Origin of the sequence: Actinocrinis puniceicyclus (genome assembly GCF_018283645.1) — a bacterium.
Lineage (GTDB): Bacteria > Actinomycetota > Actinomycetes > Streptomycetales > Catenulisporaceae > Actinocrinis > Actinocrinis puniceicyclus.
Window position 1 is genome coordinate 15,924 of sequence record NZ_JAGSXH010000056.1, and the last position, 23,064, is coordinate 38,987.

Below are 23,064 nucleotides of genomic sequence, written 5' to 3' on the forward strand. Positions count from 1 at the left end.
CGCACCCCGCGCCGCCCGGTCCGTGCGGGGACCGGGCGGCGCCCGCAGGCGCAAGGGCAGGCGCACATGCGAAAGCAACGGGAGAGCGCAGGTTCCGTTCGAAACCCGTCCGCGCACCGCGCCGGCGGCGGGCTGTGCCGTTACAGCGCGGGCTGGATCAGAACTCTTCGAGCGTGAGCGTGGTCCACACGCCCACGTGGATCCGGTCCCCCGCGTTGACCGGGACCTCGGTCTCCACCGGTAGCCGCTGCTCGGCGCCGTTGAGCCTGGTGCCGTTCGCGGAACCGAGGTCCACCACGCGCCAGCCGCCGTCCGGGCCGCGCAGCAACTGCGCGTGCAGATGCGAGACGGCGGGATCGAGCGGCGGACCGGTCAGATCGATCTCCACCGCGATGCCGCGACCGGTGGACGCGCGGCCGATCCGAAGCACCTGCCCGTCCAAGGCGAAGCGCCGCTCGACGGGGTACTTCGGGAACGGGAATTCGTCCTCGACGATGTCACCGCGCTCGACCTGCGCCGTGTAGTAGTCGCGGTCGGCGGTGACCACGACCCCCGTCGGCGCGCGGCCCACCGCCCCTTCGTGCCCGGCCTGCTGAACCGGCGCGGCGGCCGGCGGCGTGGACTGCGGTTCGGCGACGGATTGCGGGGCCGCGACCGGGCCGCTCGACTGCGGCGTCTGCGACTGCGGCGTCTGCGACGGCTGTGCCACCGGCTCGGGGGGCAGCAGCTGCGCCATTTCGTAGTCGTATCCGCATTCCTCGCAGAACCGGCCGCCGCGCTCGGCCCCGCACTGCGGACACGAGGCCTCCCCGGCTCCCTCCCCCGGCGCGCCGCCGCCCGAGAGCAGCGCGGTGCCCTCCAGCGGCGCCACAGCGGTGACCGGCGCGCCGCCCATCACCGCGCCGCAGGTGTCGCAGTAATCGGTGGTCTGCGATTCGTGCCCTGACGGACAACGCGCCATCGAAGCCTCCACGAGTCAGACCTCAGCCCTGATTGCCCTTGCCGACGCGGACGGTCTTGCTGGAGCGGGTGTCCAGCGCCATCTCGTCCGCGTCGCTGACCCGCGCCTTGAGCCGGACCGTGCCGGTGACCGGGTCCTGCACGTCGACCACCCGGGCCAACAGCCTGGTGGTGTCCTCGTTGCCGGAAGCGGCGGCGAGCTGCACCGCGCGGCCGAGCCTGGCCGTCGCGGTGTCGTAATCGCCGTTCTTGCGCGCCTCCAGGCCCTCCTGGATCGCATCGGCCAGCTCCGCCTGCCCGGTGTAGTGCGCGACCTGCCGGTTCATCTTGGTCGAGAGCGCCGCGTCACCGGTCCACACGGCGCGCACCAGACCCTGGCCGAGCGACTGCGCCTGTCCGGAGCCGTCGAGCGCCACCAGCGAGGCACGGGCCGCCAGCATCTCGTCGCCGACCGAGCCGGGCCGCACCGCGACGCAGACGTGGTAGTCGCGGGACTCCGCGCCCCACGCCCCGGTCGGATAGTCCCCCGCCAGCGGCCCGGTCTGCACCCTGCGGCCGGTCAGGTCCACCACGCTCGGCGCGACCTGCTTGACGAACTTGATCGTCGAGCCCTGCGGCGACCACAGCCGCAGCCGGACGTCCGCGACCGCCTTGCCCATCGCGCCCTCGATCATCGCCCGGAAGTCCCCGGCCAGGCCGCTCGGGTCGGCCACGATGTCCACGGTGCCGAGCAGGCCGCCGGCGATCCGGCGCAGCTCCGCGACCACCCAGTCGGTGCCGATGCCGCGGCAGTCACAGGTGAAACGGCCCTCGCAGCGGGCGATGGCGCGGCCCAGGTCGTCCGGGCTCTCGTGCTCGTCCTTGCCGTCGGTGAGCAGGATCGCGTGCCGGATGGCCTGCTCGTGGCCGGTGAAGAGACGGTCGGCCAGCGCGAGCCACTGGCTGATCGCGGTGCCGCCCCCGGGGGTGAGCCGGCTCACCGCCGCCTTGGCCGCCGCCCGGCTGGAGGCGTCCGCCGCGACCAGGTACTCGGTCGACGGGAAAACCATCCGGCCCACATGCGTCCCCGCGACGACGGCGAACGGCACGCCCTCGCGGATCGCGTCGATCGCGGCGTTCGTGGCCTGACGCGCCGCCTCCATCTTCGTGGACGGATAGTCCATCGAGCCGGAGCAGTCCACCATGATGACCTGCGCCGCGCGCGCCGCGGACGGCCCGGCCGCACCCGACGAGGTCACCGTCACGATCGCGTTGACCTCGCCGGCGCCTTCGGGCAGGAACTCGTTCTGATAAACGGCGACCTTGAACTGCGGCAGATCCGGCGTGCTCACGATGCGCTCCCCTCGTCGTAGTGCACTGTGGTGCGCGGTGCCGCCCCCTCGGGCGCCGGCGGCAGTCGCAGCGTCTGCGCGGCCTCGACCTCGCGTTCGGTCTCGGGCTCGGGCTCGGCCGGGGTGTACGGCGGATGCCGGGCGAGCACCGTGGTGATGTTGTCCTGACCGCCGCCGTCGAGTGCGACCGCGGTCAGCGCGGCGCAGGTTGCGGCCAGCCCGTCCCGGCCGTCGCGCGCCAGGGCCGCCAGGTCCGTGGCGTCCCAGACGTAGTTCCACAACCCGTCGCTGCATACCAATACCAGGCCCGGCCCGCCGGGGGCGAAGTGGCGCACGTGCGGCGGCTCGGGCGGGGCGTCCGGCCCGAGCCAGCGCAGGATCGCGTGCGCGTGCGGCGCCTTGTACGCCTCGGCCTCGTCGACCGCTCCCCCGGCGATCAGCTGCCCGGCCCAGGTGTCGTCGTCGGTCAGCCGGCACGAGGCCGCCGGATCGGCGGCCAGCCAGTAGACGCGGCTGTCGCCCACCCAGCCCGCGGTGATCCGGCCGCGTTCCACGACGGCGGCGGCGGCCGTGCAGGAAGGCGCGTTGGCGCGGTCCGGGTACTCGTCGGCCAGGGCGGTGACCGCCTGCTGGGCCGCCTCGATCGCGGCGCTGAGGGCCACCGGGGCCGGCTCTCCGCGCCGCAGCGCCCGCACGAGAAGGTCCACCATGGTGTCCGCCGCCAGCTGCGAGGCGCGCTGCGGGTCGACCGAGCTGGACACTCCGTCGCAGACCACGACGACGCTCGCCGGGAACTCGGTGCCCTCGCCGATCACCGCGAAGGCCATGGCGTCCTCGTTGCGGCTGTGCCGCAGTCCCCGGTCGCTCACCCCCGCGACGATGTGCAGGTCACGCTCCCAGCGGTCGCGCGGCGAGGGCGCGAGCCGGCCGCACTGGTCGCAGTAGCCGTCGGTGAACGAGGTGCCGCCGCAGTCGGGGCAGGGAGCCGCGGCCTCGCCGGGCCCGGGGGCGCGGCGCACCAGCAGATCGGCGCCGCACGCCTCGCAGTAACCGTCCTCGGGTTGCACGGACGCCGCGCAGGCGGCGCAGACCGGTCCTCGCGCGGCCTGCGCCGCGCCCTGTTCCCGCCCGCCGCCGTGCGCCGGCTCGCCGCTCACAGCAGGGTCCTGGGTCGCAACGCATTGGCCTGGTCCACCAGTTCGATCCGGCTCCTTCGGTCGGGGGCCATGCGGGCGCGCGCACGGTAGGCGCGCTCCAGGGCCAGACGGATGCCGCGCTCGGTCAGCTCAGTGTCGAACACGCGGCCCTGCGCGACATCGCGGCCGGCCGCGGCGGCGGCGGGCCGGGCCGTGAGCCAGTCGAGCGCCGCGCGCAGCACCAGGCACACCATCGACGCGTGCGCCTCGCCGTCCAGGCCGAGAGCGTCCACGCGGCTGCCCAGCTCGTGCAGCTGCGCCGAGGTGACCCACTGCGCGAAACCCGGGGAGCCGAGCCGGGTCGTGATCGCCTGCAGCTCGGCGGCGGTGCGGTGGATCGAGGACTCGGGCACCTGGCCGAGCACCTCCACCGCGCCCGCGTGGTCGTTCTGCGCGGTCCGCAGGCGGGCTATCGCGAAGGCCGCGGTGGCGTAGGACCTGTCCACGGTCCAGACCAGCCGGTAGTACCGCAGCGCGGTGGCGTCGTCGCCGGCCAGGTCCGCGGACGCGGCCAGCGCGAGCTTGGGCGCCGGCTCGCCGGGCAGCTCGTCGTAGCAGGACTCGAAGAAGGCGCGCGCGGCGGCGGCGTCCTCACGGATCAGCGCCAGCAGACCGCGGTACCACAGCACCCGCCAATCGTAAGGGTCCTGCTGTTGCAGCAGGTCGAGCCAGTCGGCGGCCTCCTCGACCCGGTCGTTGTCGATCTCGGCGCGCACCAGGCGATAGTAGACCTCGGTGGACGGGTTCGGCAGACTGTTGAGGGTATTGATGACCTGTCCCGGGTTGCCGCCGAGGGTGGCCAGGACGCCCGCGTGCGGGTCGGTCGGGTCCACCGCCGGGATCGGCAGCGCGGCGGCGAACTGCCTTCCCCCCGGGCGGCGCAGGTCGGTGCCGACGGCCATGCGCTCACCGGTGAACATTGCGCCGGGAGCCGGGCGCGGCAGGCCGTCGCGCAGCGCGAGCACCTCCCGCAGCACGCCGGTGAGCTGGGCGGCCATCTCGGCGGCCGAGGAGAAGCGCCGCTCGCGCCGCGGATGGGTGGCGCGGCGCAGCGCGCGGTCGAAGGACTCGTATTCGACCAGTACCGGCACGCTCTCACGCGAAGGCAGGGTGGTGGCGAAGGCCGAGGTGAAGCCCTTGAAGTCGAAGGAGAGCACGGCCATCATCCGGCCGACGGTGAACAGGTCGGACTCGATCGACGGCCCCCGCTCGGCGATCTCCGGGGCCTGATAACCGACGGTGCCGTAGACCGCGGAGTCATCGTCGTCGAAGGCCCGCACCGCGCCGAGATCGATCAGCTTGAGCTGCTCCTCGGACTGGATCACGTTGTCCGGTTTGAAATCGCAGTACAGCAGGCCGATCGAGTGCAGGTAGCCGAAGGCCGGAAGGACCTCGATCGCGTAGGCCAGCACCCGCTCCAGCGGCAGCGGCGCGCCGTGCTCGCCGCGGTGGTCCAGCGCGAGCTGCTTGAGCGACTTGCCGCCGACGTACTCCATGACGATGTAGTCGTCGAGCTGGTGGCGCACGAAGTTGTAGATCCGCACGATGTTGGGGTGCTCGACCTCGGCGAGGAACCGGCGCTCGGCCACGGCGGCGGCCAGCGCGTCGGCGTCCCCGCTGTCCAGCAGGCCCTTGAGGGCGACCCAGCGCCCTGAGACGTTGTTGTCCCGGGCCAGGTAGATCCAGCCGAGTCCGCCGTGCGCGAGGCAGCCGAGCACCTCGTACTGGCCGCCGACCAGGTCGCCGAGGGCGAGCCTGGGGTTGAAGTCGTACGAACCGCCGCACTTGGCGCAGTAGCCGCTGGTGCGCCCCGGGCGTCCGTCCCGGGAGCGGCCGACCTGTGTGCCGCACTTGGAACAGAAGCGCTTGTGCTCGGGCACCTGCGGGTCCGCCAGCACCGCTTCGCCCGGGTCGCGGTACTCGACCTGCGGAATCTCGACCAGGCCCAGGCCCAGCCCGCCGCGTCCGGTGGAACGCGAGCCCTGGGTGGTCGGGCCGCTGCGCGTGGCGGCGGTGCGCGCGGACACCGCCGAGCTGCGCGCCCGGCCGGACGCGGTGCGCGCCGAGGAGGTTCCGGTACGCGTGGAAGAGGTCCCGCCGCGCGCCGGTGCGGCCGCGCCGGACGCGCCGGATCCGCTGCCCGCCGCGGGGGACGCGGCCGCCAGTCCGGCCGCCATCCCGCAGGTGTCGCAGTATCCGTCCTCGATCGCGCCGCCGCAGCCGGGCCGGGAACAGCGCGCCGCCCCGGACGTTCCCGGCGCACCCGACACACCCGGCACACGTGGGACCGGTGAGGCCGCGGCAGCCGCCGGCCGAGCCGATACAGCTGCCGGTGACGGTGACGGCGCACGCTGCGCGAGCCCGCAGGTGTCGCAGTATCCGTCCTCGATCGTTCCGGTGCAGCCGGCCCGGCCGCACTCGACCCCGCTCACGCTCGGATTCCTCCCCCTCGGCCGGGCTGGTCCAGGGCCAGCACCGCCTTCTGGTACGCCGCCAGCGCCCTCGTGGACGCGGCCAGATCGCACGGCTTGGTCCACAGCAGGTCGCGCGCCGCACCGTAGAGCGCCTCCAGCCGAGGATCCTCCGCCGCCCCCGATCTTGCCGCGCGCACCCGGTATCCCGCCAGTCTCGCGCGCAGTTCCCCGCGCCGCTCCAGCAGCCCGGCCACGGCCTGGTGCACCCGGTTCGCCGCGGCCAGCGCCGCTTCCAGGGCGTCGTCCAGCGCGGCGGCCTCCCCGGCCAGCCGGTGCCACAGCCCGCGTTCGCGCAGCTCGCCGAGCGCCGCCAGCCGCGCGCGCAGCGCCGCGGCCTGGGAGGTGGGCGCGGGCAGCGCGCCGACCAGGATCTTCTCCCGTGCCTCGGCCGCCGCGGCGCGCTGGGCGTCCTCCACGTCGGCGATCCGGTCGATCAGCCGGGAGAGGCGCTCGGCCCGCTGCTCGAAGCCGGCGCGCAGGTCGGCCGCCCCGCTCACGGCCGCCGCCACCGCCTGAAGATTCCGGTTCACCCGCTCGAGACGCGCGGGCAGGTCGCTGCCGGGGGCTGCGGCGCCGATCGGGTCGGCGAAGATCTCGCGGCGCAGCCCGGCGTATTCGTCGCCGACGCCGGCCAGTTCGACGGCCGGGCCGCGCTCGCCCAGTTCCCGCACCGCGTCCGCCGCCTGCTTGAGCCGCTCCTGGAGCGGATCGGCCTGCTGGAACAGGCGGTTCCAGGCCGCGTCCGCCGCGGTCACGAAGTCGGCGGCGAGCTGGAAATCGGTGTTCATCCGGTGCAGCGTCTCGGCCAGTGTGGCGCTCTGGCTCACGGTGCTCGGGCCGAGAAGGGTGCGTTCGGAGAGCGCAAGCGGCTTGGTGGACAGCGTGATCGACCTGCCGCGCAGCAGCTCGGCGATCGCGGTCAGCTCCTCGGGTCGCGGCTTGGCGCGCCGCCCGCGGATCTCGGCCGCCCGGTTCAGCACGTCCTGGAAGGCGGTGTAGTCGTCCCAGAGCCCTGCGATGCGGGCGGCGGCGCGCTGCCAGCGCTGGGCCGTGATCCCGGTGAGCGGGGCGCTGTCGAGCAGCTTGTAGCCCGGGTGATCGGCCAGTTCCAGCAGCGCTTCGGCGACCCTGGCGGCGTCCTGGCCGAGCCGGGCCAGTTCGGCGTCCACGGCCTCGCGGGTCGGCGGGCCGGAAGCGGGAAAGAGCATCGCGGACACGTCAGTGAGCGTATTGCGCGGGCGGAGGCTGTTGCGCGCCGAGCAACGGTCCCAGCCAGTTGTCGTAGATCTTCTGCCAGGTGCCGTCGCCGCGGATCTGCTCCAACACGCCGTTGACGAAGCGGATCAGGCCGGGGGAATCGCGCGAGACCGCGATGCCGTAGGGCTCCGCCCCGAACGCAGGGCCGACCACGGCGGTGTTCGGGTCCTGGCGGGCGAGCCCGGCCAGGATCGTGTCGTCGGTGGAGATCGCGTCCACCTGGCCCTGCTGCAGCGCGACCAGGCAGTCGGTCAGGTTCGTCACGCCGTAGGCGATCGGATGCGAAGGATGATCCCGGATTCGCTCCAGGGACGTGGATCCGTACTGCGCGCAGACGTTCTTGCCGCCGAGGTCGTCGAGGGACTTGTAGCCCGAGTTCTTCAGCACCAGCAGCCGCTGGCGCGCGTTGTAGTACACGCTGGAGAAGAGCACCTGGTTCGCGCGGTCGCAGGTGATGGTGAAGGTGTCCACCACCATGTCGACCGCCTGGTTCGGGTCCGCGGTCTGCAGGGCACTGATGCGCTGGGCGTTGGTGACCGCCTTGAACTGGATGTGCGCGGCGTCCTGGGTTCCGAAGATGGCCTGCTCGACCTGCCTGGCGATGTCGATGTCGAAGCCGCTCTCCACTCCGGAGGAGTCGAGGTAGCCGGTGAGGTATTGGTCCTGCGCGACGCCGACGATGAGCTTGTCGCGCTCTTTGATCCTCGTGACGTCGGCAGAGGCGGCGTCGCCCGCGGTGGGACGCAGCGAGAGCGCGGCGGGCACGCACGCGGCGGCGCTGCCGGCCGGCGCCTGGGACGGTGATCCGGTGACGACGGAACCGGGCTGCGGCACGGCTACCGACGGGTGTGCGCCGACCTCCACCAAACCGCCGCTGCACGCGGACAGTACGCAGACCGTCGCGAGCGCGGTGCCCGGCAGCGCCCAGCGCCGCGATCCGCGGCCCCGTCGCGCGCCGCCGCGCCGAGTTTCGCTCGCCATGCCCCGCTCCCTTCTCTCCCGCCCCTGCATGGGCGCCACGCTCACCGGTACTCCGCCAGCCGCCGGTTGATGCCGTACGCGGCGGCGAGGGCGGCGAGCAGCGCGCCGGCCGGCCCGATCCACAGTCCGCCGCCGAGCGCCGACCCGGCCGCCCCGGCGTCCGCCGTGTAAGCAGCCTGATCCGCCTTGTAGGCGGCCGCCAGCGCCGCGTCGCACGCCGCGGAGGTGGCGCTGACCGTGTCGGGCGCCGCCTTGCCACCATGGCCGACGACCATGTCGACCGCCTTGGAATAGTCGCCGTCCTGCACGGTCAGTGAGACCTGGTTCATGCCCGTGGACACCTTCGCGAGCGCGAGCCCCGAGGCGTTGTCGAGCTTGAGCAGGTCGATCCGGCCCAGGGCGGCCTGCTCGGCCTTGAAATCCGCGCCGCCGTCCTCGCCCCGGTCCACCAGGGTCAGCGACTGGTAGGAGTCGGCGAGGGCGAGATCGTCACGCCCCTGAAGCATGGCCTCGACCCGGTCGAAGTCCGCTTGGGCGCGGTGCACGCCGGCCGTCGCCGACGAGACGGCGACCAGCGACCAGACCACGACCCCGAGCGCGACCAGCACGCCGAGCGCGACCCCCGGGTTGACTCGCCTGCGGGTGCTGCGCGAGAGCTCCCGCGCGACCGCCGCGAGCGCCAGCACCGCGAGCAGCGCGACGACGAGGATCCAGACCGGGAAGCCGGAGGCGTTCGCCTGCGCGTGCGCGTGGGCGGCGGTCTCCTGGTCGGCGACGTCCTTCACGCGCGTGAGGATCTGATCGTGCATCAGCTTGGAGGCCTCGCGCAGATAGGCGCCCGCGACGGGGAAGCCGAGCCGGTTGTCCGCCTGCGCCGTCGCGATCTCGGCGGTGTAGAGCGGCATCCGCCGGGCGACTTCGCTCAGCCGCGCCGAAGCGGTCGGATCGCCGGCCAGGTCGCGCGACGCGCTCGCCAGCGCGTCCTCCGCCTGGGTGATGTCGCTCAGGTACTCCTGCTGCATCGGGGCCGGCGGGACCGGGCCGACCAGCAGTGCGGTCGCGGCGGTCGCGTCCGCGTCGGCGAGCGCGTGGTAGAGCTCGTCGACGTTCACCAGCAGCCGCTGTGCGGTGGCCGCCGAGCGGGTCTCCGAGTCCTGACGCGCCGCGAGCGTCGCCCCGCAGGTCGCGCCGACCGCGACGAGGGCGACCACTGCCGTGAACAGGACGGCCCACAGCCTGGCCGGGGTCGTCAGGCGGCCGCCGCGCGCGACCGGCGGTCCGCTCCCGGGCCCGGACCCGTGTCCGCCCGCCGACACCGGAGCCTGTGCGGTCGTCGTCGCCACAGCCGGTCACGCCCCCATCCGCCGCTCGCCCCGCATTGCCGGTGATCCGCACCCACCTTATTCCCCGCCGCCGCCGCGGGCACCGTCGGTTGCGATCTCGTTCCCGGCCCGTGTCAATGCCGCGGCCACCGCCGTGCCGCGCGGTGGCCGCGGCCGGATCACAAGGCTTCTGATTCCTCGGCGAGCAGCTCGGGCAGTTCGGCGAGGCTGGTCAGCCGGAAGTCGGCCTTGGCGATCAGGTCGCTGTGCTCCGCGACCAGGTGGCCCCACGGCCCGCGGCGGATGTGCGCGGTGCGCAGGCCCGCCTCCCAGGCCGGGCGCAGGTCGTTGTCCAGCCGGTCGCCGACGTAGCAGATGCGTTCCGGCGTGGCACCGGGCCGCAGGCTGCGGCAGACCTCGACGACCTTGGTGAAGAAGCGCGGATCAGGCTTCGACACACCCCAGGTGTCCGACGTGGTGACCAGGTCCACCGGCAGCCGAAGCGAGTCGAGGATCCGGTGCGAGCGCCGGGTCTGGTTCGCCGCGATCACGACCAGGTATCCCGCGGCGCGCAGCGCGGCCATCGTCGGGCGCGCGTCCGGGTAGAGGTCCGGTTCGCCGTAGTTCTCGGGCCGTCCCGCCGCGGCCCGCCGTTCGCGCTCCGCCTCCAGGTCGAAGCCGGGACGGAAGTACTCGAACACGTCGCGGTGGTCGCGCCCGGCGCCGATCACCGCGCCGAACACGGCGGAGAAGGTGTGCCGCGGAACCCCGAGCCAGTCGGCCCAGGAATGATATTCCACCGTCTCGTCGACGAGGGTCTCGCCGACGTCGAAGACCACTGCTTCGATGTGACGCATGCTGATGGGCACGCTCTGGACTCCTGCCACTGTGTCGCTCGACCGGGCGCGCTTCGCGTCGGCACCTGCGCCCGAATCAGGTTCGGCGGGGAGCTTAGCGAGCCGACCGGCCGGCGGCACAGTTTTTGCACAGTTTGGATCCACGATTGGCGCAACCAGTGTGACTCAGGAGACTCCAGAGCCGTGCGTGTTGTGACTTCTCACAGCATGGCCGCGCGACGGCGGTGCCCGGTCAGCGCCGTAGCGCCAACTCGACGATCTTCACCACCACCAGCACGGACGCGAGTGCCAGGTACAGCCGCAGCACGGACATGCCGATCTTCCGGCTGGTGGGCATGTCCGCACGGCCGAGTTGCGAGAGCGGCGGCATGCGCCAGTCCTGCGCCCCGGTGCGGTCGATCCGCTGCGCCCGGCGGCCGCGCCCGGCCAGCAGCGCGTACCCCGCGGCCCCGAGGCCGAGCACGGCGCACGCCGCGATGACGCCGAGGATCTGACCGGCGGTCAGACCCGGGTCGAGCACGGCGAGGGTCAGGATGACCGAGAGGGTGACCAGGACGGCCAGCACCGAGCCGGTGAACAGGTTCGTCTTGCGCCCGTTGACCCAGGGCCCGAGCACCTGCTTGTCGTTGCACAGCACCAGCAGGTACACCGAGGCGGAAGGCAGCAGCACGCCGGCCATGGCCTGCACCCCGTTGGTGATCAGGCCGAGCGGCGAGCCGGGAATCAGCACGATCGCCGCGGACACGGCGATCAGGCCGACGTAGACCGCGTAGAAGCCCTTGGCCTGCTTCACCCCGCGGTGCAGCGAGTGGTTGATGCCCAGCGTGTCCCCGGCCGCGTAGGCGGTGGACAGCGAGACCGCGAACGCGCCGATGATCGAGGAGTCCAGCAGCGCGACGGCGAACAGGATCCCGGCGACGTGCCCGGCCTTCGCCGCGATGCCCTGCGCCAGTCCCTGCGCGTCGGTGAAGTGCCCGGCCAGCGGGCCGCCCGCGACGGCGGCCGCGGAGAAGCCGATGATCGCGGCCGCGCCGACGACCACCACGACGATGCCGATCCACAGGTCCGCCTTCTCGTACTTGATGAAGCGCGGGGTGATCCGCTTGTCGATGACGTAGGACTGCTGGAAGAACAGCTGCCAGGGCGCGACCGTGGTGCCCACCAGGCCGATCACCAGCAGCATCACCGTGGACTGCTGCCCGCCGCCGGGCATCTGCGGCACGAGGAATCCGTGGGCGAACTGCCCCGCGCTCGGGTGCAGCATCAGCGCGATCGGGATCAGCAGCAGGCTGCCGGCGCACAGCGTGATCACGACCCGCTCGAAGCGCCGGAACGATCCCGTCGAGGCGGCCGCGACGACCACGGCCCCCGCCGCGATCACGGAGGGCGCCTTGGGCAGGCCGAGGTACCCGACCGCGAGCGTGATCCCGATGAACTCGGTCACCAGCGTCAGTGCATTGAGCAGGAAGAGGTCGATGACGCTGAACGCGCCCCAGAAGCGGCCGAAGCGCTCCATGATGAGCTTGCCGTGCCCGACGCCGGTGACCGCGCCGAGGCGGACCACCATCTCCTGGTTGACGTAGAGCACGGGGATCAGCAGCAGCAGCACCCACAGCAGGTGGGTGCCGTAGTTCTGGCCGGTCTGGCCGTAGGTGGAGAAGGCGCCGGCGTCGTTGTCGCCGCACATGACGATAAGGCCCGGGCCGACGATCGCCAGCAGGGTCTTGAACTTGGCGGACAGGCCCCGGCGGGCCGCGGTGTCGTCCAGCCTGATGGTGCCGAGCGCCCCGCGGATGTCGCCGACGTGGGCGTCGTCGAGCACTGCGCTCTTGGTCGGGGCGATGATGAGGTCGGTCATGATGGCGCGGTCCTTCCTCACGCCGCGCACACGTCCGCGCCAGGTTGGACTTGGCACGGGCGAGCACGCACGTGTGGTCAGGCAGCGTGCGTCAGGGCCATGGGCGGCAGACCTCGGACGCGCGAACGCCTGCCCGGCGCGCCCAGGGCGGGGCGCGTGCGGTACGAGCGCAGGAGATGCGTTAAGGTCAGCGACTCAGTGCGCGGCGCACGCCGGTGGTGGATGAGGGCGTGTGCGCGTCGACGGATCCCGTTCTTTCAGGGCCCGTACTATGGCCGGGACTACTGGGTTCCATCATTCGCCTCCCCTCGTCCGGGGCGCCGTAGCGCGACGCTGATATATGGGCTATGCGACGCCTCGCACGCGCCGGTTCGATCCGGCACCGAACACCCATACGATGATCGGGGCAAGACTCCTCCCGGGAGCCGCCCTCAGTCAAGTGCGGATGCAAACCGTCGCTGCATCGTGCCTTGACCGTGGTCAAGGATAACACCGGGCCGCGGCAGAGACGGACGACTCGGCGAGCGGCACGCGGCATCGTGTCGCAGCACACGTCCACCCGGCTCAAGGCTCGAAGCGATAACCCATGCCGGGCTCGGTGAGCAACTGACGCGGACGCGACGGTTCGGGCTCCAGCTTCTGGCGCAGTTTCGCCAGGTAGAAGCGCAGGTAGTTCGTCTCCGACTGATAGGCCGGACCCCACACCTGTTGCAGCAGCTGCCTGCCGGAGACCAGCCGGCCCGGATTGCGGACCAGAACCTCAAGCACCGCCCATTCGGTCTTGGTCAGGTGCACCTGCTCGGGTGTCTGTTCGGGCGCCGCTGGGCGCTTGTGCACGCTCTTGGCGGCCAGGTCCACGACGTAGTGACCGATGGTCACGGCCGGCTCGGCCGCGGCGTCCGACTCGCTGCGCCGCACCAGGGCGCGCAGACGCGCCATCAGCTCGTCCATCGAGAACGGCTTGGTCACGTAGTCGTCGGCGCCCGCGTCGAGGGCGTCCACCTTGTCCGCGGCGTCCACGCGGCCGGAGAGCACCAGGATCGGCACCCGCGTCCATCCGCGCAGGCCGGCGATCACCTCGGTGCCGTCCATGTCCGGAAGCCCGAGGTCGAGCACGACCACGTCGGGCAGGTGCCTCGCGGCCGCGGCCAGCGCGCTCGCGCCGTCCGCCGCGACGACCACCTCGTAGCGGCGGGCGCTGAGGTTGATACGCATCGCGCGCAGCAGCTGGGGCTCGTCGTCCACCACGAGGACGCGGATCACGTCGGTTGCTCCTGTCCGGTTTCTTCGGCCTCGCCCGCTTCGGCGACCGCGGGCAGCGCCACCACCATGGTGACACCGCCGCCGGGCGTGTCCTCCGGGGAGAGGGTGCCGCCCATCGCCTCGACCAGGCCCCGGGCCAGCGCCAGGCCGAGCCCGACGCCGGCGGTGTTGTCGCGGTCGCCGAGCCGCTGGAACGGGCGGAAGACCCGGTCGCGGTCCGCGGCGGGGATGCCGGGGCCGCGGTCGATCACCCGGATCTCCACCTGTCCCGCGAGCGCCGAGACGGTCACCGTCACCGGCGAGGCGGTGTGGCTGACGGCGTTGCCGACGAGATTGGCGACCGCGCGTTCGAGCAGCGGTCCGTCGGCGAGCGCGGGCGGCACGTGCGCCGCGGCCGGCGCCAGCGTCACCCGACCGGCGGATTCGGGCACGTCGTCCAGGGCGCGCGGCAGGATGTCGGCCGCCGCCACCGGTTCCAGGCGAAGCTTGATCGCCCCGGCCTGCAGCCGGGACATGTCCAGCAGGTTCTCCACCAGCCGGGCGAGGCGCCCCAGCGAGTAGTCGGCGGCCTCCAGCAGTTCGGCTCGATCGGCCGCGGCCAGGTCGAGCTGCGGGTCGCGCAGGGTGCCGATCGCCGCCTTCGCCGCGGCCAGCGGGGCGCGCAGGTCGTGCGAGACGGCGGCCAGCAGCGCGGTGCGCATCCGGTCGGCCGCGGCCAGGCTGTCCGCCTCGGCGGCGCTGCGGGCCAGGCGGCGGCGCTCCAGGGCCGCGGTGGCCTGCGCGGCGAAGGCGGTCAGCACGCGCTGGTCGTCGGCCGGCAGGGTGCGTCCGCGCAGCGCGATCACCGCGTCGGCGCCGGCCTCCACGACCGTGTCGGCCTGTCCGGGGCACAGCGCGGGCTCGGCGCCGGTCGAGGCGACCAGGGACCAGCGCCCCGGGTCGTCGTTGCCGTCCGGCAGGTGCGCGTCCGCGGGGCCGACCCGCTGCAGCAGGGCCACCGAGGCCATCGCGAAGGTCTCCCGGAAGCGTTCCAGCAGCGCGGTGATCGCCTCGTCGCCGCGCAGCACCGAGACCGCGAACGCGCCGAGCGTCTCGGCCTCGGCGGAGGCGCTGGCGGCCCGGCGCGTCTGCTTGGCCGCCAGGTCCACCACGGAGGCCACGGTGAGCGCGACCAGCGCGAAGACGATCAGGGCGAAGACGTTGTTGCCCTCCTCGATGGTGAAGGTGTGCACCGGGGTGATGAAGAAGTAGTTGAGCAGCAGCGAGCCCCACAGCGCCGCGATCAGCGCGGAGACCAGACCGCCGAGCCGGGCGATCGCCACGGTCGCGACCAGGAAGATCAGCACCTGGCTGGTCAGGTTCAGGCCGCCGTGCGGCACCTGGGTCAGGACCGCGGTCAGGGCCGGCGGCACCAGCAGCGCGGCGGCCGGCCCGCGCCAGCGGCGGTGGCCCCAGACGGCCTCGCGCAGCGGATTGGGCGGCAGCCACGCGCCGCGGCGCCGCGCTTGCCCGGGCTCCTCGTGGGTGACCATGTGCACGTCGATGTCGCCCGAAAGACGGATGGCGCTCTCCCCGATCCCGCGGCCGGTCAGCAGCCGGCTGACGCGGTTGCGCCGCGAGGTGCCCAGCACCAGCTGGGTGGCGTTCTGCGCGCGGGCGAACTCAAGCAGCGCGCGCGGCACGTCGTCGCCGACCACGGTGTGGTAACTGCCGCCGAGCGATTCGACCAGGTGGCGCTGGGCGGCCAGGGCCGCGGGGCTGGTGGCCGAGGCGAGCCCGTCCGAGCGGGCCACGTGCAGCGCCAGCAGCTCGGCCCCGGAGCCGGCCCCCTTCGAGCCGCCCGCGTTCTTGACCGAGCGCTGGGCGATGCGCGCGCCGCGGCGGATCAGCACCTCGCCGGAGTCGTCCCCGGGCAGCGCCACCACGACGCGTTCGCGCGCCTCCCAGACCGAGTCGATCCGATGGTCCCCCCGATACCGCTGCAGGACCTCGTCGACCTGGTCGGCGACCCACAGCAGCGCCAGTTCGCGCAGCGCGGTGAGATTGCCGACGCGGAAGTAGTTGCCGAGCGCGGCGTCGACCTTCTCGGCGGCGTAGACGTTGCCGTGCGCGAGGCGGCGGCGCAGCGCCTCCGGGGACATGTCCACCAGCTCGATCTGATCCGCGGCGCGCACCACCTCGTCCGGAACCGTCTCGCGCTGCGGCACCCCGGTGATGCGCCGCACCACGTCGTTGAGCGACTCGAGATGCTGGATGTTGACCGTGGTGATCACCTCGATCCCGGCATCCAGCAGTTCCTGCACGTCCTGCCAGCGCTTCTCGTGCCGGCCGCCGGGGATGTTGGTGTGCGCCAGCTCGTCCACGAGCGCGACCTGCGGCCGGCGGGCCAGCACCGCCTCCAGGTCCAGCTCCGGGAAGGCGCGGCCCCGGTAGACGCGGCTGAGCGTGGGCACCGCGGGCAGGTCCCGGACCAGGTCGATCGTGTGCGGGCGGCCGTAGGTCTCCACCACGGCGGCGACCACGTCCGCACCGCGTTCGATCCGCCGATGGGCCTCCTCCAGCATCCGGTACGTCTTGCCGACGCCGGGCGCCGCACCCACATAGACCCGCAGCCTGCCACGCATAACCGCAATCCTGCCATCAGGTGCGCGTGACTCATCCGGTTGACCGCGGGGCACCCGGCGGGCGGTGTCGACCCGGCAGGAGCGCCGCCAATCGGGCCAACCGCCCTTTCCGGTCATCGGGTTCTGAGTTACCTTCGATGAAAGCCGCGATGAACGTGCGGGCGGTCACCACCGCCCGCGCGCCGCGCTCCTGCCCACACGGATGAAGGAGCATTCGCTCATGCGCCTGCGCCGAACCACCCACATCTCGAAGGCGGCCCTCTGCGCCGCACTGATCGGCCCGCTCGCGCTGCTGGCCGGGCCGGTGGCCGCCGCCACCGGACCCGCCGCCGCGCTCGCCGGCCTCGACTTCGCCCCGCACGCGGCCGGCGCCCGGCTGCACCCCGGGGCCGCGCACAACCTGAAGTTCGCCACCAGCACCAACTGGGCCGGGTACGCCGCGCACTCCACGACGTACACCTCGGTCACCTCCACCTGGCGCGAGCCCGGCGCGAGCTGCGGCTCCAGCACCTCGTACGCGAGCTTCTGGACCGGCCTGGACGGCTACGCCAGTTCCTCGGTCGAGCAGACCGGCACGCTCGTCGAGTGCTACCACGGCGCCGCGTACCAGTACGCCTGGTACGAGATGTACCCGGCCAGCCCGGTCTACTTCAACAACACGGTCGCGGCCGGCGACACGATGGTCTCCAAGGTGACCGCCAGTTCCTCCGGCGCGTTCACGCTGTACCTGGCCGACACCACCCGCGGCTGGAGCCACACGGTCAACCAGAGCAACTCCTCGCTGGCGCGTTCCTCGGCCGAGGTGATCGCCGAGGCGCCCTCGTCCAGCAGCGGGGTGCTGCCGCTGGCGAACTTCGGCACGGTGACCTTCACCAGCTCGTACGTGAACGGCGGCACGCTCGGCGCGTCCAACCCGACCGCGATCACCATGGTGACCAGCTCGGGCGCCACCAAGGTCTCGGTCGGCTCGATCTCCGGCGGCACGTCCTTCTCGGCGACCTGGCACCATTCCTGACGGCGGGCCGGGCCCGCACGAAGCTGGTGTCCCGCGCGCGCGGGACACCAGCCCGGGTGCGGCGGCACTCCCCGGCGATGCCGCCGCACGTCGAGCATCGCTGACGTCCGCGACGAACCGGCCACAGGCCGGCGCCGATCGCAGGACGCTCATGCAGCGAGCCGGTCGCGGACCGGCCTGGCGACGATAGCGCACGCCGCCGGGCGTGCGCGGGGGTTTTTCCGCTTCCTGCCATCGGCGTCGCGGACCCGGTTCTCGCGCCCGCTCTGGCGCAGGGCTCTTGTTTCGGCTACGTTGCCGGGAGCTCATCTGGTTTGTTCTGTCGCGCAACCAACAGGCGGCTGCGATACCCGTGCACGGTCGGCGTCCATGCGACGCGCCGCGCCCGGGCAGGACAGAGGGAAACGCGCACAGCCGAAGGCCCCTGCGACAGCGGTGATCGCGGCGGGCCGGCTCCTTCCTGTCCACCCTCGACGTTCACAGGAGAACGTGACGATGGTCGCGGCACCACTTCGGCACAACCCGCGCCCGCAGCGCGGCGGCACACCCGTTCGCAACGCCCTGACCGCGCTGGCCGCGCTGGCCCTGGCCGCCGGCCTGACCGCGGCGGGGGGCGCCCCCGCGCACGCGGCAACCGCCCCGGGCGGCCCGGGCAGCACGCCCTACTGGAACGAGGACGGCGGCGTGCAGGGCTTCGCCACCGCGCTCAGCAGTAACTCAAAGGTCTGGTACACCCTGGCCGACGGCGCGCTGCAGAACGTCTACTATCCGCAGACCGACCAGCCCGACACCTACGGCCTTCAGTTCTACGTCACCGACGGCTCCAGCTTCGCCGACTCCGAGAGCGCGAACGCCGCCCACGCGATCGCGCTGGCCGACCCGACCTCGCTGACCTGGACGCAGACGAACACCGCGGACAGCGGCAAGTGGACCATCACCAAGACGTACGTCGCCGACCCGGCGCGCTCGGTGGTGCTGGTCGGCACGACGTTCACGAACAACACCTCGACCGCGCTGCGCCTTTACGCCGACTACCAGCCCTACCTCGCGAATCAGGGTTACGCGAACTCCGGCGGCACGGACGCCTCCGGCGACCTGGTCGCGAGCAACGGCGCGGTGGCCAGCGCGCTGGCGGCCTCGACCGGTTTCAGCGCGGCCAGCACCGGCTACGTCGGCACCAGCAGCAGCGGAGCGAGCCAGCTGACCAGCGGCTACGGCCTGTCCGCGGTGTACTCGGGGGTCTCCGCCGGGGGACACCTGGATCAGACCGCGCAGATCCCGGTCAACGCCTCGGGCTCGACCACCTTCACCGTCGCGCTGGCCTTCGGCTCCAGCCAGTCCGCGGCCGTCAGCGACGCCGCGGCTTCGCTGAACACCGGGTTCGGCGCGGCGGAGAGGTCCTTCGAGTCGGGGTGGCACTCGTGGATCGGCGCGCTGTCCGCCGCGCCGGCCTCGGTCTCGTCGAACGCCGCGCTGTTGCGGCAGTACTACATCTCGCTGATGGAGATCAAAGCCGACGAGGACAAGACGTACCCCGGCGCTTTCGTTGCGGCGCCCAGCAATCCGTGGGGCGGCAGTGTGAGCGCGGCGAACGCGGGTGCGCACGGTTACCACCTGGTGTGGACCCGCGACGAGTACGAGATGGCCACCGCGCTGCTGTCCGCGGGCGACGCCGCGGACGCCAAGGCCGCGCTGAACTACCTGTTCGGCTACGAGGTGACCGCCGGCGGCTACGTGAAGCAGAACAGCTGGCTCAACGGCAACCCGGTGTGGAACGGCACCCAGCTCGACCAGGTCTCCTTCCCGATCATCCTGGCCTACCAGCTCGGTCTCACCGACTCGGCCACGTGGGCGAAGGTCAAGGCCGAAGCGGGTTATCTGGTGGCCAACGGCCCGGTGACCGGCGAGGAGCGCTGGGAGGAGATCGGCGGGTATTCGCCCTCGACGATCGCCGCCGAGATCGCCGGACTGGTCTGCGCGTCGAGCATCGCCTCGGCCAACGGCGACAGCACCGACGCGAGCACCTACCTGTCCACCGCGAAGTCCTGGGCGGCGAGCGTGGACGGCTGGACGTACACCACCAGCGGCCCGTTCGGGAACGGCAGCTACTTCCTGCGGGTCACCCAGGACGGCAACCCGAACTCCGGCGCCTCGATCGGGCTGGCCAACGGCGGCGGCACCTGGGACGACCGGCAGGTCGTGGACGCCGGCTTCCTGGAGCTGGTGCGGCTCGGGATCAAGTCCGCCTCGGCGAGCGAGATCACCAACTCCCTCAGCGCCGTCGACTCCGTGATCAAGACCACCACCTCGTACGGACCGGTGTGGAAGCGCTACGACCACGACGGCTACGGCGAGACCTCGACCGGCGCGGACTACACCGGCTCCGGGGTGGGCAACCCGTGGCCGGTGCTCACCGGCGAGCGCGGCGAATACGACCTGGCCGCCGGTGACACCCCGGGCGCCAAGGCGATGCTTCAGACCATGCAGTCCTCGGCGAACGCCGGCGGCCAGATCTCCGAGCAGGTCTGGGGTTCCGCCGCGGCGGCGAGCGCTCCCGGCACCGGCTGGACGCTCGGCCAGGGCGATGACTCCTCCACCCCGCTGATGTGGACGATGGCGCAGTACGTGCGGCTGGCGCAGGACATCTCCCACGGCAGCGACCTGGACACACCGAGCCTGGTGTGCAGCACCTTCAACTGTCAGGGCAGCCAGCCGCCGCCTGGCAACCACACGGAGACCGTCGACGTCACGGTGCCGGTCAACACCGCCGCGCCGGGCCTCGGGGTCTACCTGGACGGCGACTTCTCGGTCCTCGGCGAGGGCGGCGGCGACTGGGCGGCGAACGGCGTGGCCATGACGAAGGTCGACGACACGCACTACACCGCGACGATCACCGCGACCTCGGCGGCGGCCCTGTCCTACAAGTACGTGCTCGGCGCGAACTGGAGCGACGTCGAGAAGTCGGGATCGTGCGCGGACATCGGCAACCGGACGCTCACCGTGAACGGCGGCACCACCACGGACACGGTGCTCAACTGGGGCGGGCCGAACACCTGCGGCTCGGCCCAAGCGGTCATCGACGTGTCCGTCCCCTCCTCGACGCCGAGCAACGCAACCGTCTACATCGCGGGGAACTTCTCCGCGCTGGGGATCGGCATGTCCTCGTCGAACGACTGGAATCCGGTTCTGTATCCGCTCACGAAGATCGGTGCGAACCAGTGGCGGATCATCGTGCCCGCAGTCTCCGGCAGCACCCTTCAATACAAGTTCGACCTCAACGGAACGTGGACCAACGTCGAGGAGGGGGCGTCCTGCGCCGCCGCGGCCAACAGGAGCTTCTACTTCAACGGTTCCGGCAGCACGTTTACGGCCTCTGACACGGTGGTGAGCTGGGCCGGCCTGAACGGCTGCTGAGCCGGCGGCCCGAAGACGGCGTCGCGCCGGCTCCACTGCGCTCCCCGGCGCGGTGGAGCCGGCGCGGCGCGCGCCCGGTGTGCCAGTACCCGGCGTATCAGTACCCAGATTCCGGCGGGGTCAGGGCCGCACCCGCTCCAGCGCGTACCGCGCCTCTTCCACCGTGGCCAGCACGCGGGCGGGCGTGTTCAACGCGGCCAGGCGCCGCCGTACCGCGTCCACCCGGTCGACACCCGTCGCGTACCACGAGCGGTGCAGTTGCCCGATCGCGCTGCCGAGCAGGCGGGCCGACTCCTCCAGCTCGCCCTGCTGGGCCCGCACGTGCGCCAGATCGGCGAGCGTGACCGAGCGCTGCTTTCCGGCCGAGGGTTGCAGTGTGCGAAGCGTGTACTCCAGCGCGGCGGCGGCCTCGTGGGTGCGCCCGGCGGCCATCCGGCAGTAGCCCTTGAACCCGGTGAGCCGGGAGGCGTCGTAGAAGTCAAGCCACGCGGGGGCGCCGCCGTGCCCCGGCGAGCCGAGCGCGCCGAGGGCGTCCTCCGAGCGCGAGATCAGCTCGCCCGAGGCGGCCGCGTCGCCGAGCCTGGCCTCGATCTCCGACTCGACCGCGTACATCCAGGAGCGCTGCACCGCGCCGATGGCCGCGGCGGACTCGTCGTGAGCGCGCGCTATCAGGTCGCGCGCCCGCCGCGCCCGGCCCGCGAAGGCCGGGACGAAAGCCATGTGCGCCAGCACCGCACCGGTCAACGCCCGGTCCGCCGCCTCCCGCGCCGCGTCCAGCGCCACGGCGAAGCAGCTGTCGGCCAGTCGCGGCTGCTGCAGGTCGAAGAAGGCCATCCGCGCGGCCAGCAGCGCGCTCTCGGCCACCGGGAGCGCCAGCCGGGTGCGCAGCGCCGGGGAGTCGGCTGCGCGCAGCAGTCCGACGCCGAGTTCGGAATGCGCGGCCACCGGCGCGAACATCGAGGAAGCCGGCACGCTCCAGTACAGCGCCCGATGCTGTTCGGTGATCGCCGCGTATCCGGCCACCAGGGAGGAGTCCACGCGCGCGGCGCCGGGTGCCGCGACCCGATGCTCGGCCAGGCGCAGGTTCGCCTCGGCCGTCCCCCGGTTCGCCGGGTCCTGATGAGTCGAGCCCTGATAGTCCGGTGCCTGATATCCCGCTTCCCGATAAGGTTCGCGGACACCGGCGCCGGAACCCAGCGCGACGGCGCCCGTCATGAACTGTCGTCTCTTCACCGGGTCGTGCCCTTCCTGGTCGTCTTGCGGCGACCGCGTGACCCCTGCTCCCCTGTGCGCCTGCGCCGGTACGCCCGAGCCCGTGTCGGGCAGACCGCTTTCTTCCCGCGGCCAGCGCGGCTGAAATCCCATCCGCTCGATCGGCACGCCGAACAGCGCCTCCAGCACCGCCTGATAGGCCGGCAGCGGAAGCGGCGGGTTGTCGCTCTCCCAGCGCCGAACCTGACGGACCGAGAGCGAGAGCGGGCGGCCGATCTGCCGGGAGCGCGCCTCGAACGCGGCGGCGAAGTCGGCCTGTGTCCAGAACCGGCGCAGGCGCAGCTGCCGCAGTGCGTTGTTACCCGGGTTCTCGCAGCCGCCCGCCTTGGACGACGTGCGCGCCTGGCCCTGCCGTGAGGGTGTCGCCTGCGGCATCGACCTGGCTCCTTCCTGCGGCGTTCACAGTGCGCGTGGATGGATCAGCGTTGCGTGGCGACGGATCCGGAACGTAAAAGTAGTCCGGATCAGTGAACGGCGGGGGCGATTCCACCCGATCGTGCGACAGCGATGTCCGGCGCAGGTCCGCATCGCGGGTTGTCGGCCGGATCGGCCCGGCGGATACACGAGCCCGAAATCACCTGACTGCGGGAACGATAACCGCTCTCTGGTCGTCTCAAGAACTGCGGGGGGGACTGACGCGGCGGCGAGCGACCTGCGGAACATCGATGCCGCCGCGTCCGTTGGGTAGGGAGAGAACACACTCGGAGGGGATTGTGTTAGTGGACGAGGTAAGTACGGCAGGCGGATCGGCGCACGGCGGGAAGGCGGGCGTTCGGTCGGCGCAGCCGGGTCAGGGTCCGAGCGCGGCGCACGCCCAGGCCGCCACGACGGTGGCGGTGCTGCCCGAGCGCCGCTCGGCGCGCAACGCCGCGCGCATCCCGCCGGTCGCGCAGCTGCGGCTCGGCTGGCAGGAGCGGGCCGCGTGCCAGGGCTCGGACGCGCGGTTGTTCTTCGGTCCGGAGAAGGAGCGCATCCGCGACCGCGAGGTGCGCGAGGGCGCCGCGAAGCGGGTCTGCGCCAACTGCCCGGTGCTGCGCGAATGCCGCAACCACGCGCTTCAGACGCCGGAGCTGTTCGGCATCTGGGGCGGGCTGAGCGAGACGGACCGGGAGATCGGCTTCGGCCGCTCCTTCGGCCGGCGCATCCCGCGGCCCCGTTCCGTCGCCGCCTGAGCGGGCCGATACCGAAGGCGAAGCCGAAGCCGTTAACCGGAACGATTAAGGGGGACAGGGGCAGGGCG

Annotated in this window: 15 protein-coding genes; 3 read left to right on the top strand and 12 right to left on the bottom strand. The window is 72.5% G+C overall.

The features are described from left to right. Window positions 1-157: 157 nt before the first annotated feature. The 11 genes from KGA66_RS16510 to KGA66_RS16555 all read right to left on the bottom strand — a co-directional run bounded on the left by KGA66_RS16510 (window position 158) and on the right by KGA66_RS16555 (window position 16,123). Window positions 158-961, bottom strand: a complete 804-nt coding sequence (locus KGA66_RS16510) for an FHA domain-containing protein (protein WP_211469020.1) — start codon at window positions 959-961, stop codon at window positions 158-160. A 22-nt stretch (window positions 962-983) separates the two neighbouring features. Then, a complete protein-coding gene (locus KGA66_RS16515; protein WP_438822048.1) occupies window positions 984-2,294 on the bottom strand; it encodes a vWA domain-containing protein in 1,311 nt (436 codons plus the stop codon). Beyond that, window positions 2,288-3,448: a protein phosphatase 2C domain-containing protein gene (locus KGA66_RS30180; protein WP_312886943.1), complete on the bottom strand. Its 1,161-nt coding sequence runs from the start codon at window positions 3,446-3,448 to the stop codon at window positions 2,288-2,290. The genes KGA66_RS16515 and KGA66_RS30180 overlap by 7 nt, the downstream gene beginning before the upstream one ends. Then, the gene (locus KGA66_RS16520) at window positions 3,445-5,919 is read right to left on the bottom strand and encodes a serine/threonine-protein kinase (protein WP_312886944.1); all 2,475 of its coding nucleotides are present in this window, start codon (window positions 5,917-5,919) and stop codon (window positions 3,445-3,447) included. The genes KGA66_RS30180 and KGA66_RS16520 overlap by 4 nt, the downstream gene beginning before the upstream one ends. Then, a complete protein-coding gene (locus KGA66_RS16525) occupies window positions 5,916-7,178 on the bottom strand; it encodes a hypothetical protein (RefSeq protein WP_211469022.1) in 1,263 nt (420 codons plus the stop codon). The genes KGA66_RS16520 and KGA66_RS16525 overlap by 4 nt, the downstream gene beginning before the upstream one ends. A gap of 1 nt (window position 7,179) precedes the next feature. After that, complete coding sequence (locus KGA66_RS16530) at window positions 7,180-8,199, bottom strand: glutamate ABC transporter substrate-binding protein (protein ID WP_211469023.1); 1,020 nt, start codon at window positions 8,197-8,199, stop codon at window positions 7,180-7,182. Between the two features lie 41 nt (window positions 8,200-8,240). After that, on the bottom strand, window positions 8,241-9,542 hold the full coding sequence (locus tag KGA66_RS16535; protein WP_211469024.1) for a GlnX family signal transduction membrane protein: 1,302 nt from the start codon (window positions 9,540-9,542) through the stop codon (window positions 8,241-8,243). A 158-nt stretch (window positions 9,543-9,700) separates the two neighbouring features. Beyond that, complete coding sequence (locus KGA66_RS16540; protein WP_211469034.1) at window positions 9,701-10,378, bottom strand: HAD family hydrolase; 678 nt, start codon at window positions 10,376-10,378, stop codon at window positions 9,701-9,703. Between the two features lie 232 nt (window positions 10,379-10,610). Beyond that, the gene (locus KGA66_RS16545; protein WP_211469025.1) at window positions 10,611-12,236 is read right to left on the bottom strand and encodes an NRAMP family divalent metal transporter; all 1,626 of its coding nucleotides are present in this window, start codon (window positions 12,234-12,236) and stop codon (window positions 10,611-10,613) included. 564 nt (window positions 12,237-12,800) lie between these two features. Further along, window positions 12,801-13,499: a response regulator gene (locus KGA66_RS31645; RefSeq protein ID WP_211469026.1), complete on the bottom strand. Its 699-nt coding sequence runs from the start codon at window positions 13,497-13,499 to the stop codon at window positions 12,801-12,803. Next, window positions 13,496-16,123: an ATP-binding protein gene (locus KGA66_RS16555; RefSeq protein WP_211469027.1), complete on the bottom strand. Its 2,628-nt coding sequence runs from the start codon at window positions 16,121-16,123 to the stop codon at window positions 13,496-13,498. The genes KGA66_RS31645 and KGA66_RS16555 overlap by 4 nt, the downstream gene beginning before the upstream one ends. Before the next feature lie 220 nt (window positions 16,124-16,343). On the opposite strand from KGA66_RS16555, the gene KGA66_RS16560 reads away from it, so the two are divergent. Beyond that, complete coding sequence (locus tag KGA66_RS16560; protein WP_211469028.1) at window positions 16,344-17,138, top strand: G1 family glutamic endopeptidase; 795 nt, start codon at window positions 16,344-16,346, stop codon at window positions 17,136-17,138. Window positions 17,139-17,633: 495 nt separating this feature from the next. Beyond that, on the top strand, window positions 17,634-20,552 hold the full coding sequence (locus tag KGA66_RS16565; protein WP_211469029.1) for a glycoside hydrolase family 15 protein: 2,919 nt from the start codon (window positions 17,634-17,636) through the stop codon (window positions 20,550-20,552). 120 nt (window positions 20,553-20,672) lie between these two features. Here the strand turns inward: KGA66_RS16565 and KGA66_RS16570 are convergent, their stop codons facing one another. Then, window positions 20,673-22,199, bottom strand: a complete 1,527-nt coding sequence (locus tag KGA66_RS16570) for an NsdA family TPR-like regulatory protein (RefSeq protein ID WP_211469030.1) — start codon at window positions 22,197-22,199, stop codon at window positions 20,673-20,675. A gap of 344 nt (window positions 22,200-22,543) precedes the next feature. On the opposite strand from KGA66_RS16570, the gene KGA66_RS31650 reads away from it, so the two are divergent. Next, complete coding sequence (locus KGA66_RS31650; protein ID WP_369015885.1) at window positions 22,544-22,996, top strand: WhiB family transcriptional regulator; 453 nt, start codon at window positions 22,544-22,546, stop codon at window positions 22,994-22,996. Window positions 22,997-23,064: the final 68 nt, after the last annotated feature.

Bases quoted from the DNA above. Each gene is read 5' to 3' on its own strand.
- KGA66_RS16510 (WP_211469020.1), bottom strand. From the start codon at position 961: ATGGCGCGTTGTCCGTCAGGGCACGAATCGCAGACCACCGATTACTGC.
- KGA66_RS16530 (WP_211469023.1), bottom strand. From the start codon at position 8,199: ATGGCGAGCGAAACTCGGCGCGGCGGCGCGCGACGGGGCCGCGGATCG.
- KGA66_RS16540 (WP_211469034.1), bottom strand. From the start codon at position 10,378: ATGCGTCACATCGAAGCAGTGGTCTTCGACGTCGGCGAGACCCTCGTC.
- KGA66_RS16545 (WP_211469025.1), bottom strand. From the start codon at position 12,236: ATGACCGACCTCATCATCGCCCCGACCAAGAGCGCAGTGCTCGACGAC.
- KGA66_RS16555 (WP_211469027.1), bottom strand. From the start codon at position 16,123: ATGCGTGGCAGGCTGCGGGTCTATGTGGGTGCGGCGCCCGGCGTCGGC.
- KGA66_RS16560 (WP_211469028.1), top strand. From the start codon at position 16,344: ATGCGCCTGCGCCGAACCACCCACATCTCGAAGGCGGCCCTCTGCGCC.
- KGA66_RS16565 (WP_211469029.1), top strand. From the start codon at position 17,634: ATGGTCGCGGCACCACTTCGGCACAACCCGCGCCCGCAGCGCGGCGGC.
- KGA66_RS16570 (WP_211469030.1), bottom strand. From the start codon at position 22,199: ATGCCGCAGGCGACACCCTCACGGCAGGGCCAGGCGCGCACGTCGTCC.